Annotated in this window: 9 protein-coding genes and 1 pseudogene; 5 read left to right on the top strand and 5 right to left on the bottom strand. The window is 70.2% G+C overall.

Annotated elements, in window-relative coordinates:
* Positions 1–105 precede the first annotated feature (105 nt).
* Both ABZ671_RS31420 and ABZ671_RS31415 read right to left on the bottom strand, forming a co-directional pair.
* A complete protein-coding gene (locus tag ABZ671_RS31420; RefSeq protein WP_357864914.1) occupies positions 106–1,584 on the bottom strand; it encodes a cellulose binding domain-containing protein in 1,479 nt (492 codons plus the stop codon).
* Positions 1,585–1,922: 338 nt separating this feature from the next.
* A pseudogene (locus ABZ671_RS31415) lies at positions 1,923–2,267 on the bottom strand (DDE-type integrase/transposase/recombinase); the annotation flags it as partial.
* 561 nt (positions 2,268–2,828) lie between these two features.
* Here ABZ671_RS31415 and ABZ671_RS31410 point away from each other — a divergent pair.
* The 4 genes from ABZ671_RS31410 to ABZ671_RS31395 are packed head-to-tail and all read left to right on the top strand — an operon-like array spanning position 2,829 to position 6,577.
* Positions 2,829–3,755, top strand: a complete 927-nt coding sequence (locus ABZ671_RS31410; RefSeq protein WP_357864916.1) for an ATP-binding cassette domain-containing protein — start codon at positions 2,829–2,831, stop codon at positions 3,753–3,755.
* Positions 3,752–4,606 carry an ABC transporter permease gene (locus ABZ671_RS31405; protein ID WP_357864911.1) on the top strand — a complete coding sequence of 285 codons (855 nt, stop codon included), beginning with the start codon at positions 3,752–3,754 and terminating at the stop codon, positions 4,604–4,606. Before ABZ671_RS31410 ends, ABZ671_RS31405 begins: the two co-directional genes overlap by 4 nt.
* A gap of 22 nt (positions 4,607–4,628) precedes the next feature.
* A complete protein-coding gene (locus tag ABZ671_RS31400) occupies positions 4,629–5,906 on the top strand; it encodes a histidine kinase (protein ID WP_357864909.1) in 1,278 nt (425 codons plus the stop codon).
* The gene (locus ABZ671_RS31395; RefSeq protein WP_357864907.1) at positions 5,903–6,577 is read left to right on the top strand and encodes a response regulator transcription factor; all 675 of its coding nucleotides are present in this window, start codon (positions 5,903–5,905) and stop codon (positions 6,575–6,577) included. The genes ABZ671_RS31400 and ABZ671_RS31395 overlap by 4 nt, the downstream gene beginning before the upstream one ends.
* A gap of 1,062 nt (positions 6,578–7,639) precedes the next feature.
* On the opposite strand, the gene ABZ671_RS31390 is transcribed toward ABZ671_RS31395, so the two are convergent.
* Complete coding sequence (locus ABZ671_RS31390; RefSeq protein WP_357864905.1) at positions 7,640–8,131, bottom strand: hypothetical protein; 492 nt, start codon at positions 8,129–8,131, stop codon at positions 7,640–7,642.
* 372 nt (positions 8,132–8,503) lie between these two features.
* Between ABZ671_RS31390 and ABZ671_RS31385 the strand changes: the two genes are divergently transcribed.
* Positions 8,504–12,022 carry an AAA family ATPase gene (locus tag ABZ671_RS31385; RefSeq protein WP_357864904.1) on the top strand — a complete coding sequence of 1,173 codons (3,519 nt, stop codon included), beginning with the start codon at positions 8,504–8,506 and terminating at the stop codon, positions 12,020–12,022.
* On the opposite strand, the gene ABZ671_RS31380 is transcribed toward ABZ671_RS31385, so the two are convergent.
* Together ABZ671_RS31380 and ABZ671_RS31375 are read right to left on the bottom strand one after the other, a co-directional pair.
* On the bottom strand, positions 12,017–12,316 hold the full coding sequence (locus tag ABZ671_RS31380) for an NIPSNAP family containing protein (protein ID WP_357864903.1): 300 nt from the start codon (positions 12,314–12,316) through the stop codon (positions 12,017–12,019). The two genes, ABZ671_RS31385 and ABZ671_RS31380, sit on opposite strands and share 6 nt — an antisense overlap.
* A gap of 744 nt (positions 12,317–13,060) precedes the next feature.
* Positions 13,061–13,456, bottom strand: coding sequence for a hypothetical protein (locus tag ABZ671_RS31375; RefSeq protein ID WP_357864901.1), 396 nt, complete (start codon positions 13,454–13,456; stop codon positions 13,061–13,063).
* Positions 13,457–13,560: the final 104 nt, after the last annotated feature.

Below are 13,560 nucleotides of genomic sequence, written 5' to 3'. Positions count from 1 at the left end.
CCTCTATCATATTTTGTTTGTGTGTTTTTCTGAGGTGTGCAGTACGGTGTGGGCACGGGGGGGCCCGACGCCGCGGCGTCGGGCCCACCGGTCCGGTCGGACGGGTCAGGAGCAGATGTCGCCGTCGAGCTGGAACGACGCGGGGATGGTGGCCGGGCCGCTGGCGGTGAAGCCGAAGCTCACCGAGCCGCCTGCCGGCAGCGACGCGTTCCACGCGTCGTTGCCCACCCGGACGGCGGAACCGGTCTGGTTGAACACGCCGCCCCAGTGGCCCTCAACGAGCTGGCCGCCGCCGAAGGTCCAGCTGAGGTTCCAGCCGGTCCGGGCCGGGCCGTCGTTGTAGATCGTCACCGCGGCGGCGAATCCCGTCCCCCACGAGTCGGTGACCACGTACGAGACGCGGCAGGTGCTGGACTGCGCGCCGGTCACCGGCACGAGGTCGCCGAAGTCGTCGCGGGCGGTGGCGAAGTCCTGGAAGCCGAAGCCGGGACCGGCCGAGCGGGTCGTCGTGCCGGCGGCGAGGATCGTCCCGTCGGCGTTGACCGCGTATACGGGCCCGCCACTGTCGCCGCCGCGGGCCGAATCCTCCCCGTCAAGCTGGGTCGCCTCGACCAGGCCCTCACGGTCGTCGTAGTGGAACTCCACCCGCAGGTTGCAGATCGGCCGCCCGATCACCCCCGCCGACGTCGCCCCGGACTGGCAGAGGAGCTGACCGGGGAAGACCTCCGTCCAGCCGGTCACCCGGGCGCGCAGCGTGTCGTGCACACCGCCCACGTAGACGTGACCGCCGGGGGAGGGAGTGCTGATCAGCATGGTGTCGTGGTCGGCGTTCTTGTGGGTCTGCGTACCGATCGGCTCGCCAGCCCCATTGGTCCACTGTGCGCCGAGGTCGCCGCAGTGCCCCGCACTGAGCAGATAGCCGGCCGAGGAGGCGGCGTCGCGTACCCCGAAACCGGTGCTGCATCCCGCGCCCGCCCAGATCCGGGCGCCACCGCTCCACGGCGCGCTGTCCTCCTCGCGGGAGCGCGGCGTCAGCTCCTCGGCACGTACGACGGTGGTGCGGACGCCGGTGCCGGGCAGCTTCGGCGGCGTGGCACCGGGCTCGACCGCCACCTCCACCCCGCTGCCGTCGGCCCGCAGCCGCACCCCGTGCACCGCCTTGTGGCGGCCGGCGACGGGCGCGAGCCGGGCCGCCGCGGCCGCCAGCTCGCCGCGCGAGTAGCGGGCGGCGGTCACCTCGACCGGCGCGATCCGGCGGGCAGTGGCCACGGCGGCGGCCACGTCGGACGGCAGGGTGCCCTTCCACCACAGCACGACGTGGTCGCCGACCAGGCCGATGCCGGCGAACCCCGGACGCGTGGTGGCACCCACCGCCGCCTTGATGCCGGTGGCGGCGTCGACCAGCGGGGCCTGCGCCAGCATCGCGTCGCGGGTGTCGGCGGGGATCAGGTCCAGCACCGTGGCGTCCCGGTCGGGCGCCGTCGGCGGCGCGGCGACGCCGCCGGCCGGCACGGCCAGTGCGACGCTCGCCGCGAGCAGCCCCGCGGCCGTGGCCCGGGACAGGGTCTTCCAGGTCTGTGTCATGACCGCAAGCCAACCGGCGGCGAGCCGGTGGCGACAGGCAGGACGCCCGGCAGGACCGCTCCTGCCGGGCGTCCTGCCGGGCCCGCGCAGCGGACGCCCGGCCGCCGGGGGTCGACTGCCGCAGATGCCGTACCCGGTGAGGTTCCAGGTGCCGGCGTGGCCGTCGGCGTCCTCGTTGGCCCAGATCCGCAGGGTTCGCCAGCGGGTTGCTGGCGCTCGTCCCGGTCACCGCGATCCGCTCCAGTCCCCGCCAGGGCAGTGGCGCAGACCGCCAAGGAAGTGGCGCGGCACCGTTGCATTATCGGATCGGCGGACGTGTTGTACCCGCGGATCCGCGGTCAGATCGCGTGGGCGAGTTCGGTGAACGCAGCGGCGACCCGCAGAGCGGGCGGGGTGTCGACGGCGAGTTCGTAGTGTCCGCGTCGGAGGTTTTGCATGATCGCCTGGCCGGCGACGATCACCTGCGCTGTCTTGTCCGTTCGTAGCCCGCGCATCGGTCTCAATCGTTGTTGAGCCAACCGTGGTCAGCCTCGATCGGGTTGTTCGCGTACTGCTCGACTTGGTGCCACGCGGACGGGACCAGCTCATCCAGCACCTGGGTAGACAGCTGCGGCGTCCGTGACCACCTCCGCAGGTGTCACCTTCAACGCCGACAATGCTCGCCGAAAGAACCGTCGGGCCGCGCGACCCGCAATCCATCGCCCACGTACCGCACGGCTGGTGGTGGAACCCTCTCGCCGCCGTCGAGGTCGAAGACGCCCACCGGTGGCCCTGACCGCCGCCATCTGGCACAACCGGAACACCGGCCAACCCGTCACCCGTTCCCTGATCGCCTACGACCATTGACCAGGGTTAGGACTTACTCGTCTAGGGGCTGTGGAGGTGGTGGGCGCGTACGACGGGCCGTGCAGGCCGACATGGTCGGCGATCGCGGCGGCGATGGCGACCCGTCTCCGGTGAGCATCACCACCCGCATGCCCGGGGCCGGTTATCTGGCGGATCACGACCGCCGAAGCCGAAACACTTTCCCATCGACCCCGGTCGCGGTCCGGATCGGCCGTTCTGCGGCCAGGTCACGGACGCCGCGCCGTACCTTCCGCGGCGCTGCCGGCTGCTGGGATGGGTACTGCGGTACTACGCCGGAACCGGGAGATCATTCCGTGGTACCGCCGCCGGAGGGCGTTCGGTCTCTAGCGTCGTTGACGGGACGCCGAAAACGGCGGAGTCGAGGCGAGGGATGGTCGATGATCGAGGCACGGCAGCTGACGAAGCGGTACGGCGAGAAGACGGCGGTCGACCGCCTTGACTTCGAGGTGAAGCCCGGCATGGTGACCGGGTTCCTCGGGCCGAACGGTGCGGGGAAGTCCACCACCATGCGCTTGATCATCGGGCTGGACGCTGCGACCAGCGGGTCAGTGACCGTCAACGGCCGGCGGTACGCGCGCCACACGGCGCCGCTGCAGGAGGTCGGAGCGCTGCTGGAGGCGCGGTCGATTCACCCGGGCCGTACCGCGTTTGACCATCTGATGGTCCTCGCCCACACGCACGGTATCCGTCGGCGGCGGGTCGACGAGATGATCGAGCTGACTGGGTTGCAGGCCGTGGCGCGCAAGCGTGCCGGGTCGTTTTCGCTGGGTATGGGGCAGCGGCTCGGTATCGCCGCCGCGCTGCTCGGCGACCCGGCCACGGTGATGCTCGACGAGCCCGTCAACGGCCTCGACCCCGAGGGCGTGCTGTGGATACGCAACCTGCTTGCCGGGCTCGCCGCCGAGGGCCGCACGGTGTTCGTGTCGTCGCACCTGATGGCCGAGGTGGCGCTCGTCGCCGAGCACCTCATCGTCGTCGGGCGTGGGCGGTTGCTTGCCGACACCACCGTGCAGGATCTGGTGCGCCAGGCCGGCGGCGACACCGTCGCCGTGGCCACCGCGGATCCGGCCCGACTGCGGGCCGCGCTGGCCGGCCCGGGTGTCGAGATCACTGGGCGGGCCGGCTCCGAGGAGCTGTGGGTGAGCGGCCTGTCGGCGCGGCAGATCGGGCTCGCCGCCGCCGAGCACGGCATCGCGCTGTTCGAGCTCACCGCGAAGCAGGTATCGCTGGAGGAAGCGTTCATGGATTTGACGAGGGACGCCGTGGAGTACCACGGCGGCGTGACGAAGGGAGCGGCGGCATGAGCACGATCAGGCATGCTCGTACGCCGGGTGTCGCCGCCGGGTCGGTGGCCCGGCCCGCGTACAAGGTCACCGGGCGGCGGGTGCTTCGTTCGGAGTGGGCGAAGCTGTGGACGGTGCGTTCCACCTGGATCACCCTCGGCCTCGGGCTGGTCGCCATGCTGGCGTTCGGCAGTATCGCGGCGTTCCGGTACAAGTCGCTGACCACCTCCGGCGGCACCCGGCCGGGCTCGGGGGAGTTCGTCAACGCGAGCGCGGTGACCCTGACGCTGTTCGGCGTACGGTTCGGCCAGCTGGCGCTCGGCGTGCTCGGCGTGCTGGTCGCCGCGGGTGAGTACTCCACGGGCATGATCCGCTCGACGCTGGCCGCGGTGCCGCGCCGGCTGCCGGTGCTGTGGTCCAAGGCCGCCGTGTACGGCGTGGTCGCCTTCGTCGTCGGCGTCGCCGGCGCGTTCGGCGGGTTCCTGATCGTCAACGCCGTCGTGAACGGCACCCCGGCCCACATGTCCCTGGCGGACAGCGGCGTCGCCCGGTCGCTGCTCGGCGCAGGCCTCTATCTGAGCCTCGTCGGGGTGATCGGGACCGCGCTCGGGATGCTGATGCGCTCGGTGCCCGGGGCCATCTCGGTGCTCGTCGCCACGCTGCTGCTGGTGCCCGGGCTGCTGTCGCTGCTGCCGACCTCCTGGCAGGACAACATCGGCCCGTACCTACCGAGCAACGCCGGCGAGGCGCTGTACGCGCTGCAACACGCTCCTGGCACGCTGTCCGCGGGGGTCGGCGCGCTGGTCCTGCTGGGCTGGACCGCCCTGGCGCTGGCCGGCGCCGCCGACCGCCTAGTACGCAAGGACGCATGACCATTGCAACGGGTTGGTGACAATGAGCTCTGAAGACACCGACCATCTCGCCGCCCATCCGCTGGTCGACCGGCTCGCCGGCCTTGGCCAGCGGCTGCGGCGGTTCGACGCCAGGCGGCCATGGCTGTTCGACGCGGCAGTGGTCGCCGCGGTACTGCTGGTGTTCTGCATTCCCGACCTCGTCCACACCGACGAGCGGCGGGAGCTGCGGGTCCTGCTGAACCATCCGCCCCTGGCCGCCACAGTCGCCCTGCAGCTCGGCCTCGTCCTGCCGCTGTTCTGGCGCAGGCGGGCACCAACCGCCGCGTTCTACGCCATCGCCGCGGTGTTTGTCCTGCAATGGTCCCTCGGCGTGCTGCTCCGCGCCGACGTCGCGCTGCTCATCGCCCTCTATAGCCTCGTGCTGCGGGTCCATCCGGCCCGGCTGCTCTGGGCCGGGCTGACCGTCGCCGCGGCGATGGCCCTGGTCGCGTGGCGGGCCTCCGCCGTCGTGACGCCGTGGGACGCGCTGTTCTTCCTCTACAGCGCCGCTACCGCGGCCGCCGCCCTGGGTGTCGCCATCCGCATCCGCCGGGCCCAGCTGGCCGCGCTGCGCGACCGGGCGCTGCGTCTGGAGATCGAGCGCGACCAACGCAGCCGGCTCGCCGCGGCCACCGAACGCACCCGGGTGGCTCGCGAGATGCACGACATCGTCGGCCACAGCCTGTCGGTGATCATCTCACTGGCCGACGGCGGCGCGTACGCGGTCGGCGGCAACCCGCAACGCGGCCGGGAGGCGCTCGAACTCATCGGCGACACCAGCCGGCAGGCCCTCGCCGAACTGCGCCGGGTGCTCGGCGTCCTGCGCGACGAGACCGAGGACGCCGAACTCCACCCGCAGCCCGGCATCGCCGAGATCAACTCCCTCTGCGAGCGCATCCGGATGGCCGGACCAGAAGTCGTCTACCGCACCGCCGGCAACGTCGACGCCCTCGACCCCGGGGTACAGCTCACCGCTTACCGCATCGCGCAGGAGGCGCTCACCAACGCGCTGCGGTACGCGGGGCCGCACACCGCCCTCGACGTCGGCCTCACCGCCACCGACGGGCGGCTGCAGATCACGGTTCACGACACCGGCCCCCAGCCGCCCGACCGCCCGCTACCGCCGCCCGCGAAACCCGGGCACGGACTCGCCGGCATGCGCGAGCGAGCCGCCCTGTACGCCGGAACCGTCGAGGCCGGCCCGCGCCCCGCCGGAGGCTGGACGGTGCGGGCGATCCTCGACCTGACCCCGCTCGCCACACTCGAAGGCCGGAAATGATCACTGTGCTTATCGTCGACGACCAGCCCCTGCAACGGCTGGGTTTCCGCATGTTGCTCGAGAACAACGAGGAAACGGACGTCGTCGGAGAAGCCGGCAACGGTACCGAGGCGGTGCGCCGCGCCGAGCAGCTGCACCCCGACGTGATTCTCATGGACGTACGCATGCCCGGCATGGACGGCATCGAGGCCACCCGACGCATCGTCGCGGCCGGCGACCGGTCCCGGGTGCTCGTGCTGACCACGTTCGACCTGGACGAGTACGCGCACGCCGCCCTGCGCGCCGGGGCCAGCGGCTTCCTGCTCAAGGACGCGCGCCCCGAGGAGCTGCTGGCTGGCATCCGGGCGGTCGCGGACGGCGACGCCGTCATCGCGCCCGCGCTGACCCGCCGACTGCTGGACCGCTTCGCCGGCCACCTCGCCGCCAGCCCCTCGCAGCCGGGCCGAGCCGACCCGCGGCTGGCCAGCCTCACCGACCGGGAACGCGAGATCCTGGTAGCGATCGGCAGCGGCTGGACCAACCGGGAAATCGCCGAGCGGCTCGTGCTGTCGGAGTCCACCGTGAAGACCCACGTCGGCAAGGTCCTCGCCAAAGTTGGTGCCCGCGACCGTGTACAGGCCGTCATATTCGCCTACGACCACGGACTCACCCGACCGAACACCGGCGGATGACCGCAAAAGCAGCCGACGGCAAACGCCTACGCGGGCTCACCCCCGACCCGCAGACCGCCCCAACCCTCCGCCGGATCTTCGACGAGTTCCTCACTGGCTACGGACTCTTCGCGAATGACGAGGAGCTGCCCACTCCGGCTCTCACAACAGATGCACCTGGACCCGGTCAGCAGCATCTGCAGCGCTTAACGCGAAATCAAGGTAGAAACGTGCCGGTCCATCCGCGATTAGCGCGAAGCCGCAGGCCGGAGCCGGTGGCGATGAGGGGCTCGGCAGCCAAACCGCAGAGCGGTTACTGCCATCAAAGATCATCCGTTACCGGATGTTACCGCCGTTACCTGGGAAGATCTCCATCTCCCCAGGTCAACCGGTCGGGACGGCCGGATTTGAACCGACGACCCCTTGACCCCCAGAGAACTAGCGGGACTACCGGCACCTGCCGGGCCGTACCGGCTCGTGCCGAACATGCAGGTCAACGGCCAAGCGACTGTCCGACCCGCATCGGGCCTTGTCGGGCCTTCCCGGGCCGTCCGTGAGACGGTTGTGAGATATCACGGCGGGCCGGGGCTTGGGAGAGGCGCTGGAAACCATCAGCCAGCGCCTCTCCGTCGGCCACGCAACCGTCAACTCAGGGTTCCTATGGCATGCCAGCGTAAGGCCACGGTCGGAGCCGGACACCCGACGACGGCCGCCTGTCGAGCGTCGAGGCTGACCTGCGACGCGTGCCCTGCAACGGACTGAACGACGTCCGGCTCGACTACTTCTGGATGCTCGTCGGCGACGATCAGCGGATCAAGCCCGACACCATGGTCCGCCGACGGGTCCGTGACACCTTGGGCCTTCCGGCACTGCCAACAGCGGCTGACGCCCGCGCACACGTTGTCGCCACAGCCCACAAGATCGGCCGTACGCCGTGGGAACTGGACCACGCCATCTGGCTGCATCAGCGCCGGACCCCGCGTCCAGCCGGTCGCGGAAATGGAAGCGCACCGACGCTTGCGGCAGCACGTAAGAGCCCAAGGCGCTCCACAAGCGACATGCCGGAACAACCTAACAAAACAGCTAACCCTCGGCATGCTTGCCACAGCGCGTGACAAGGTCGATGCCAGATGATCGAAAGTTCTCGAAGTTCAGTTTTCGGTTTTGGCCTGTATTAAAGATGGCTTGGAGATCCCTCAGCGGCCCGACTTGTTCTTGCAAGGCAGGAACCATGTCAACTGGTGCCACGTCGATGACGTGATCGAGCGCCGCGATCGTGCTATCAAGCTTGTCCTGATCTACCGTTGACCCGTCAGGCTTCTTGCTGATCGCCGTCACGAGATCCGCAGCCGCTTGGAGGTGCGGGAACAGCTCGATGCACGCTGCCTGCTCTCCCACGCGAAAGGCCGTCGGGCTCTGGGTGGGGCTGGGGCTCGGGCTAAAGCTGGTCGCACTGGTCGAGCCCGCCTGAGGGCTATTCGACCCGTCCGTGCCTTCGCCGCAGGCGTAGAGAAGCATGCTGAATCCGAGGAGGAGTGCCGTGGCGCCGCCTCGCGCCGGGGCCTTCATGGTCATGGAGAGGCATCGTAGATTCGTGGAGTTGTCGCTGCACCTCGGCACGCCGATCCGCTGACACGGGCGCCATCCCTTGTGGCCCATCGGTCAATGCGCCCGCACCTCGGATTTGGCCAAGGCGGAGACCCGCGCGCAGGCCCTTCACGGCGGACGGTCGACGGTCTGTCCCGCTACTGCATCCAGAGCGCTGTGTCGTGGGAGGCACAGCATGCAAGCCGTCCTAGGACCATAGGTCATGACGTCCGGCTACTTCCCTCGGCAAGGCGAGCAGCTTGGGGCTGGTTGGGGCGGTGGTCCGGGCGCGTGTCTGGTTACGCGAGCTCGTACCCGGTAGCTTGAGACGCATCGGGGATCGTCGCTGGGGAGGGTTTGGTGGGGCCGAGTCGACGTCCACCCATCACCCTTCAGCTGTCCCTCCTGTTCATCGCTGTCCTGCTGGAAATCGCGGTGAACTTCTTTGCCAACGACGACGCCGCGCCGCTGGCCGCCGGGATCCGTCAGATCGCTGGTCCCGCGCTGATCGTGCTGCTGGTGGTGCTGATCGTCGGGAACGGCCTGGTGCTGTGGTGGGAGGCGCCACGCAGCCCGCGGCCCATATGGCAGGCGGACCGCAGCCCCTATCCCGGCCTCTCCGCGTTCACCGAGCAGGACGCGTCCGTGTTCTTCGGCCGCGAAGAGCAGGCCATCGAGCTGGTGCGACGGCTGCACGAGCTGGGCCTGGACGGACCCGACCGGTTCGTCTGCGTCACCGGCGCCTCCGGCAGCGGCAAGTCGTCGCTGGTACACGCGGGCGTCGTTCCGCGGTTGCGGCGGGGGCGGTGGCACGTGTTGCCGGCGGTCGCGCCGGCAGGCGAACCGCTCGGTGGGCTCGCTGACCTGGCCGTAGCGTTGGGCGCCGCCGACCGGACCGCCGCGCTGCGGGAGGTGCGGTCACGTCCGGACAGCCTCGCCCGCAACCTGGCAGCGTGGCGAGCCCGAACTGGCCATCGCCACAAACGCGTCCTGCTGGTTCTCGACCAGCTTGAGGAACTGGTCACGCTGTCCAGTACTGCGGAGCAGGCCATGTTCCTGGAGCGGGTCGCGGCCGCGCTGGACGCCGACCGAAGGCTGTGGGTCGTCGCGACGCTGCGCGTCGAGTTTCTCGCCGACCTGCTCGCGGGTCCGCGCCCGGAACTGTTCGCCAGCCCAGTCGCGCTGGGGGTCATGCGTCCGGAGGATCTTGTCGCGGTCGTGGAGCAGCCCGCTCAGCTCGCCGGGATGCGCTTCGAGGACGGGCTCGTCGATCAGATCGTCGCCGACACGGCCACGCCGGACGCGTTGCCGCTGCTGGCGTACCTGCTTCAGGAGCTGTACCTGGCGGCTGGGCCGGGCCGGGTGGCCACACGCGAGGCGTACCAGGCATTGGGTGGCGTGTCGGGGGCGTTGGGCCGTCAGGCCGACGTGGTCATGGCGGAGGTGCGCCGCGACAGCAGCACCGACGACGTCCTGGCCACCCTGTTGCGTCTGGTGGCGATGGAGGGCGTCGAGCCGACCCGACGCCGGGTGCCCCTGAGGGAGCTGTCGGATAACCAACGCCGCGTGATCACCGTCTTCACCGACGCGCGGCTGCTCACCACCGACGTGCTCGATGGTGAACCGTACGTCCAGGTCGCGCACGAGGCGTTGTTCCGCCGGTGGGCGCCGCTACGGCAGCAGGCGGAAGCGCGGGCGGAGCAACTGCGGCGGCGTACCGAGCTGGAACGGTGGGCAGCGGACTGGGAACACGCCGGGCGCAACGCGGACTACCTGCTGACCGGGGAGCGGCTTGCGCTGGCCGGGCAGTGGCTGGAGGCGATGGAGTCGGCCGGCCAGGACAGCCCGGCCGCCCGTGCCCTGGTGAACGCCTCCCGCAGCCGGGACACCGCGTTCCTGCACCGGGTGTCGGAGACGATCGGTCAGTTCGCGCTCGGCAACGTGGACCGGTATCCGGAGCTGGCGGTGCTGCTGACGTCGGCTGCGCTGCTGGAGTGTCCGCCCACGCCGGTCGCGCGCCGGGCGCTGATGGCGGCGTTGGCGTTCAGCCACACCGAGGCAGTGCTCGCCGGGCACACGGATGCCGTGCGTGGAGTGGCCTGGTCGCCGGACGGTACGCATCTGGTAACCGGGTCTCGGGACGGGACCGCGCGGATCTGGCACGCCGACACCGGCACCGTCGTGCGGGTGCTGCGGGGGCATACCGGCATGGTGGAGGCCGTCGACTGGTCGCCGGATGGCACTCGGCTCGCCACCGCCTCCCGGGACGGCACGGTCCGCGTGTGGGATGCCACGACGGCGGACATGGTCCAGGTGTTGCCGTGCGGCGATGTGGCACGCGGCGTCACGTGGTCTCCCGACGGCTCGCATCTGGCCGGGTCGAGCCGGGACCGGACGGTCCGGGTGTGGAACACCAATACCTGGCAGCTCGCCAACCAGCTGGTCGGCCACGAAGGGGACGTGTGGGGCTTGCGGTTCTCCCCCGACTCCCGCCGGCTGGCCTCCGCCTCCCACGACCGGTCCGTCATCGTCTGGAACCTGGAGACCAGCCAGCCGGAGCAGCGACTGACCGGGCACGGTGACTTCGTCGAGGCTCTCGCCTGGTCCCCGGACGGCGGCCGGCTCGCCACCGGATCCGGTGACCACACCGTACGCGTCTGGGACGTGACAACCGGCGACACCCGGCACGTGATCGGCGGCCAGGGATCCCCGGTCTGGTCGATCGCCTGGTCCCCGAACGGTCGCACGCTGGTGTTCGCCAGCGGCGACGGCAGCATCCGCGTCTGGGACATCCGGCGATTGCGCGAGGTAACCGAACTACGCGGACACACCCAGGTCGCCTGGGCTGTCGCCCTGTCCCCAGACGGACGACGGGTAGTCAGTGGCTCCGGTGACGGCACAGCCCGGGTGTGGACGATCCAGCCAAGCGGAGCCGAACATCGGCTCCTCGCTGGGCACGAGGGACCGGTCACCGCCCTGGCGCTGGACCGGACGGCGAGGATCGTGACCGGTGGCGCCGACGGCACCGTCCGACTGTGGCAGCCGGACGGCACAGCTGCCGTAACGACCTGGCCGGAGCCGGTCGTGGCACTCGCCTGTTCACCGGTGGCCGACGTGCTCGCCGTGGCCCTGCGCGACGGGTCGGTCCACCTGGTCGGCGCCGACGGCGACGTACCCCTCGACTGCGAGGCCGAGTCACTGGCCTGGTCACCGGACGGATCCCGATTGGCGGCCGGCTGCAAGGACAACACTGTACGGGTCTGGGACATCCGCACCCGCAGTTCCGCCGGTGTCCTGCGCGGACACGCCGACTGGGTCGGCGCGCTCGCCTGGTCACCGAGCGGCCGCTACCTCGCCTCCGGCTCCGACGACCGCACCGTCCGAGTCTGGGACATCGAGCACCCAGCCGACAGCACCGTGCACTCCGGGCACCAAAACTACGTAGACGGACTCAGCTGGGCGCCAGACGAGCGCCAGCTCGCCAGCTGCTCCGCCGACTGGACCGTCCGCGTCTGGGACCTCACCGGCACTGACCGGCCGCGAGTGCTGACCGGCCACGACAAGCGGGTCCGCGCGGTGGCCTGGGCACCGGACGGCCAGCGGTTGGTCTCCTGCTCCGACGACCGCACACTACGGGTATGGGGTGTGGACGACGACCAGGGCGAGGTGATCGGCGTACACCGCGACGGCGTGACCAGCCTGGCATGGCTACCGGACGGGCGACAGGTCGTGACCGGCTCGGCGGACGGCACCGCCCGCGTCTGGGCCGACCACGTCGACCTGGACGAGTTGACTACGGTGGCGCGTACCCGGGTGTTCCGAGGACTCACCGACGACGAACGGCGAGCCCACCTGCTGCCGGTCGACGCGGACTCATAGCGTCTGCTCGACCTCGCGGGTCTCCTCACCCACCAGATAGTCGCCCGGGTCCAGACCGAGCGTCTTACGGCGCTCCGAGGCCCAATAGGCGGCATTGGCCTCCTCGAACGACTCCGGTCCGTCGTGAGAGATCACCCAGATGTGCTGGCTACGCGCGCGGTCCTTCCACGAGCCGTGAATCTCGAAACCGAGATCACGGCGCAGCGGGACGACCAAGCGCTGCCACCTGTCCACCCACTCGTCCAACAGCCCTTCCCGGACCGTGTAGGTCCGGATCTGCACCGTTCTTGCCACGCTTGCCACCTCACCCGCGTCCGAGGCGTTCCGCCATCGACCCTAGCCGAAGCCGAACGACCGAGCTGGTAGCTGACCCAGCTCACGACAGCGTCGCGCAGCCCGGCGAGCTACCCAACTCCAGACGCCAGATGCCGCTCCCGCCATCCTGTCTGCCATCGACCCGCCCGACGGGGAGCGGGCCGCCGCCCGGCCCGCCACAGCACGCGAACCTCGTTGCCCGCGCGCGTACGCTGGCGGGTCGGGCGGCGGTCTGCTCGGCTTGCCCGGGTCGATGGCAGACAGGATGTCCCACCGCCACCACCCGCGAAGCCGGCGGCCGCAGACGGCCCACCGCCATCCTGGAGCCGGAGCGCCCCCGCCGGAGGCGCCGTAACCCGAGCCCGCGCGGCGCGCCAGCACGCTGACGTAGCCGACGCCCTCCCCCACATCGCGGTCACGCACATCATGAAAGATCAGCAACAAGTGGTGCCCAGCCACAACAGGCAGCCCGCGCAGTGACACCAGATACAACGAGCTCGCCTGCCGCGACTGGGTCACGTGCAGGAGCGGCTTCCTCATCCGGCTACGCGCGAACCGGCCGCCACGTTCCTTCGCCGGGTCGCCCGGGGAGAACGCCCGCACGCACGGGAACGACGGCAGCATGGCGGACGGCCCAATCTTGCTCTCGGGAAAGACCCCGCGCGCATGGGGATGACCTCGCCGTGGGCCTGGGGTGTGTCCCGTAGTTTGATCAAGTGGTCACTACCAGAGTGGCACCTGTTGGCTGTCCTGCACCCGGGCTGCTGCTCGGCTCGGCCTGCCGGACGTGCGCCACGAAGGACGCCGCCCGGATTCGTCGCTAAAAAGGCCGACGCTTACGGACTTCCCTTGCTGCAGCGACAGTTCGATCTCCTGCCCGACGAGTGTCGTGGCGGAACCGCTGGTGCCGACGCAACCCAGGGCTACCAACTGAGCGAATAGAGTGCTGGTCAGGTAGTCCCTGACCGTGTGGAAGTCCAGGTACTTGGGGGCATCTCGGTGCCCGAGATGCTTTTCGACCTGCTCGCGAGGCATGCACATCCCGGAGATCATCGAGGTGCTGTCGACATCCAGGGTGTCGAGCTGGCAGATCTTTACGAAGCTGGGCGTCGGAACCATGCGGTAGTCACTGAGCCATTCCGCGCAAGCGGGTGGTAGCAGTCAGTAGCTGCCTGGAATGCCGGGAAGGCGTGAGACGCGCCAGATCAGGTCCGGTACGAAGA

Source organism: Micromonospora sp. NPDC006766, from assembly GCF_040636055.1.
In the GTDB taxonomy this organism is placed as follows: Bacteria; Actinomycetota; Actinomycetes; order Mycobacteriales; family Micromonosporaceae; genus Micromonospora.
This window is presented reverse-complemented; position numbering and strand designations above follow the sequence as displayed.

What these genes read in the sequence shown, in the direction of transcription:
- ABZ671_RS31420 (WP_357864914.1), bottom strand. Translation starts at nt 1,584, where the DNA reads ATGACACAGACCTGGAAGACCCTGTCCCGGGCCACGGCCGCGGGGCTG.
- ABZ671_RS31410 (WP_357864916.1), top strand. Translation starts at nt 2,829, where the DNA reads ATGATCGAGGCACGGCAGCTGACGAAGCGGTACGGCGAGAAGACGGCG.
- ABZ671_RS31405 (WP_357864911.1), top strand. Translation starts at nt 3,752, where the DNA reads ATGAGCACGATCAGGCATGCTCGTACGCCGGGTGTCGCCGCCGGGTCG.
- ABZ671_RS31400 (WP_357864909.1), top strand. Translation starts at nt 4,629, where the DNA reads ATGAGCTCTGAAGACACCGACCATCTCGCCGCCCATCCGCTGGTCGAC.
- ABZ671_RS31395 (WP_357864907.1), top strand. Translation starts at nt 5,903, where the DNA reads ATGATCACTGTGCTTATCGTCGACGACCAGCCCCTGCAACGGCTGGGT.
- ABZ671_RS31390 (WP_357864905.1), bottom strand. Translation starts at nt 8,131, where the DNA reads ATGACCATGAAGGCCCCGGCGCGAGGCGGCGCCACGGCACTCCTCCTC.
- ABZ671_RS31375 (WP_357864901.1), bottom strand. Translation starts at nt 13,456, where the DNA reads ATGGTTCCGACGCCCAGCTTCGTAAAGATCTGCCAGCTCGACACCCTG.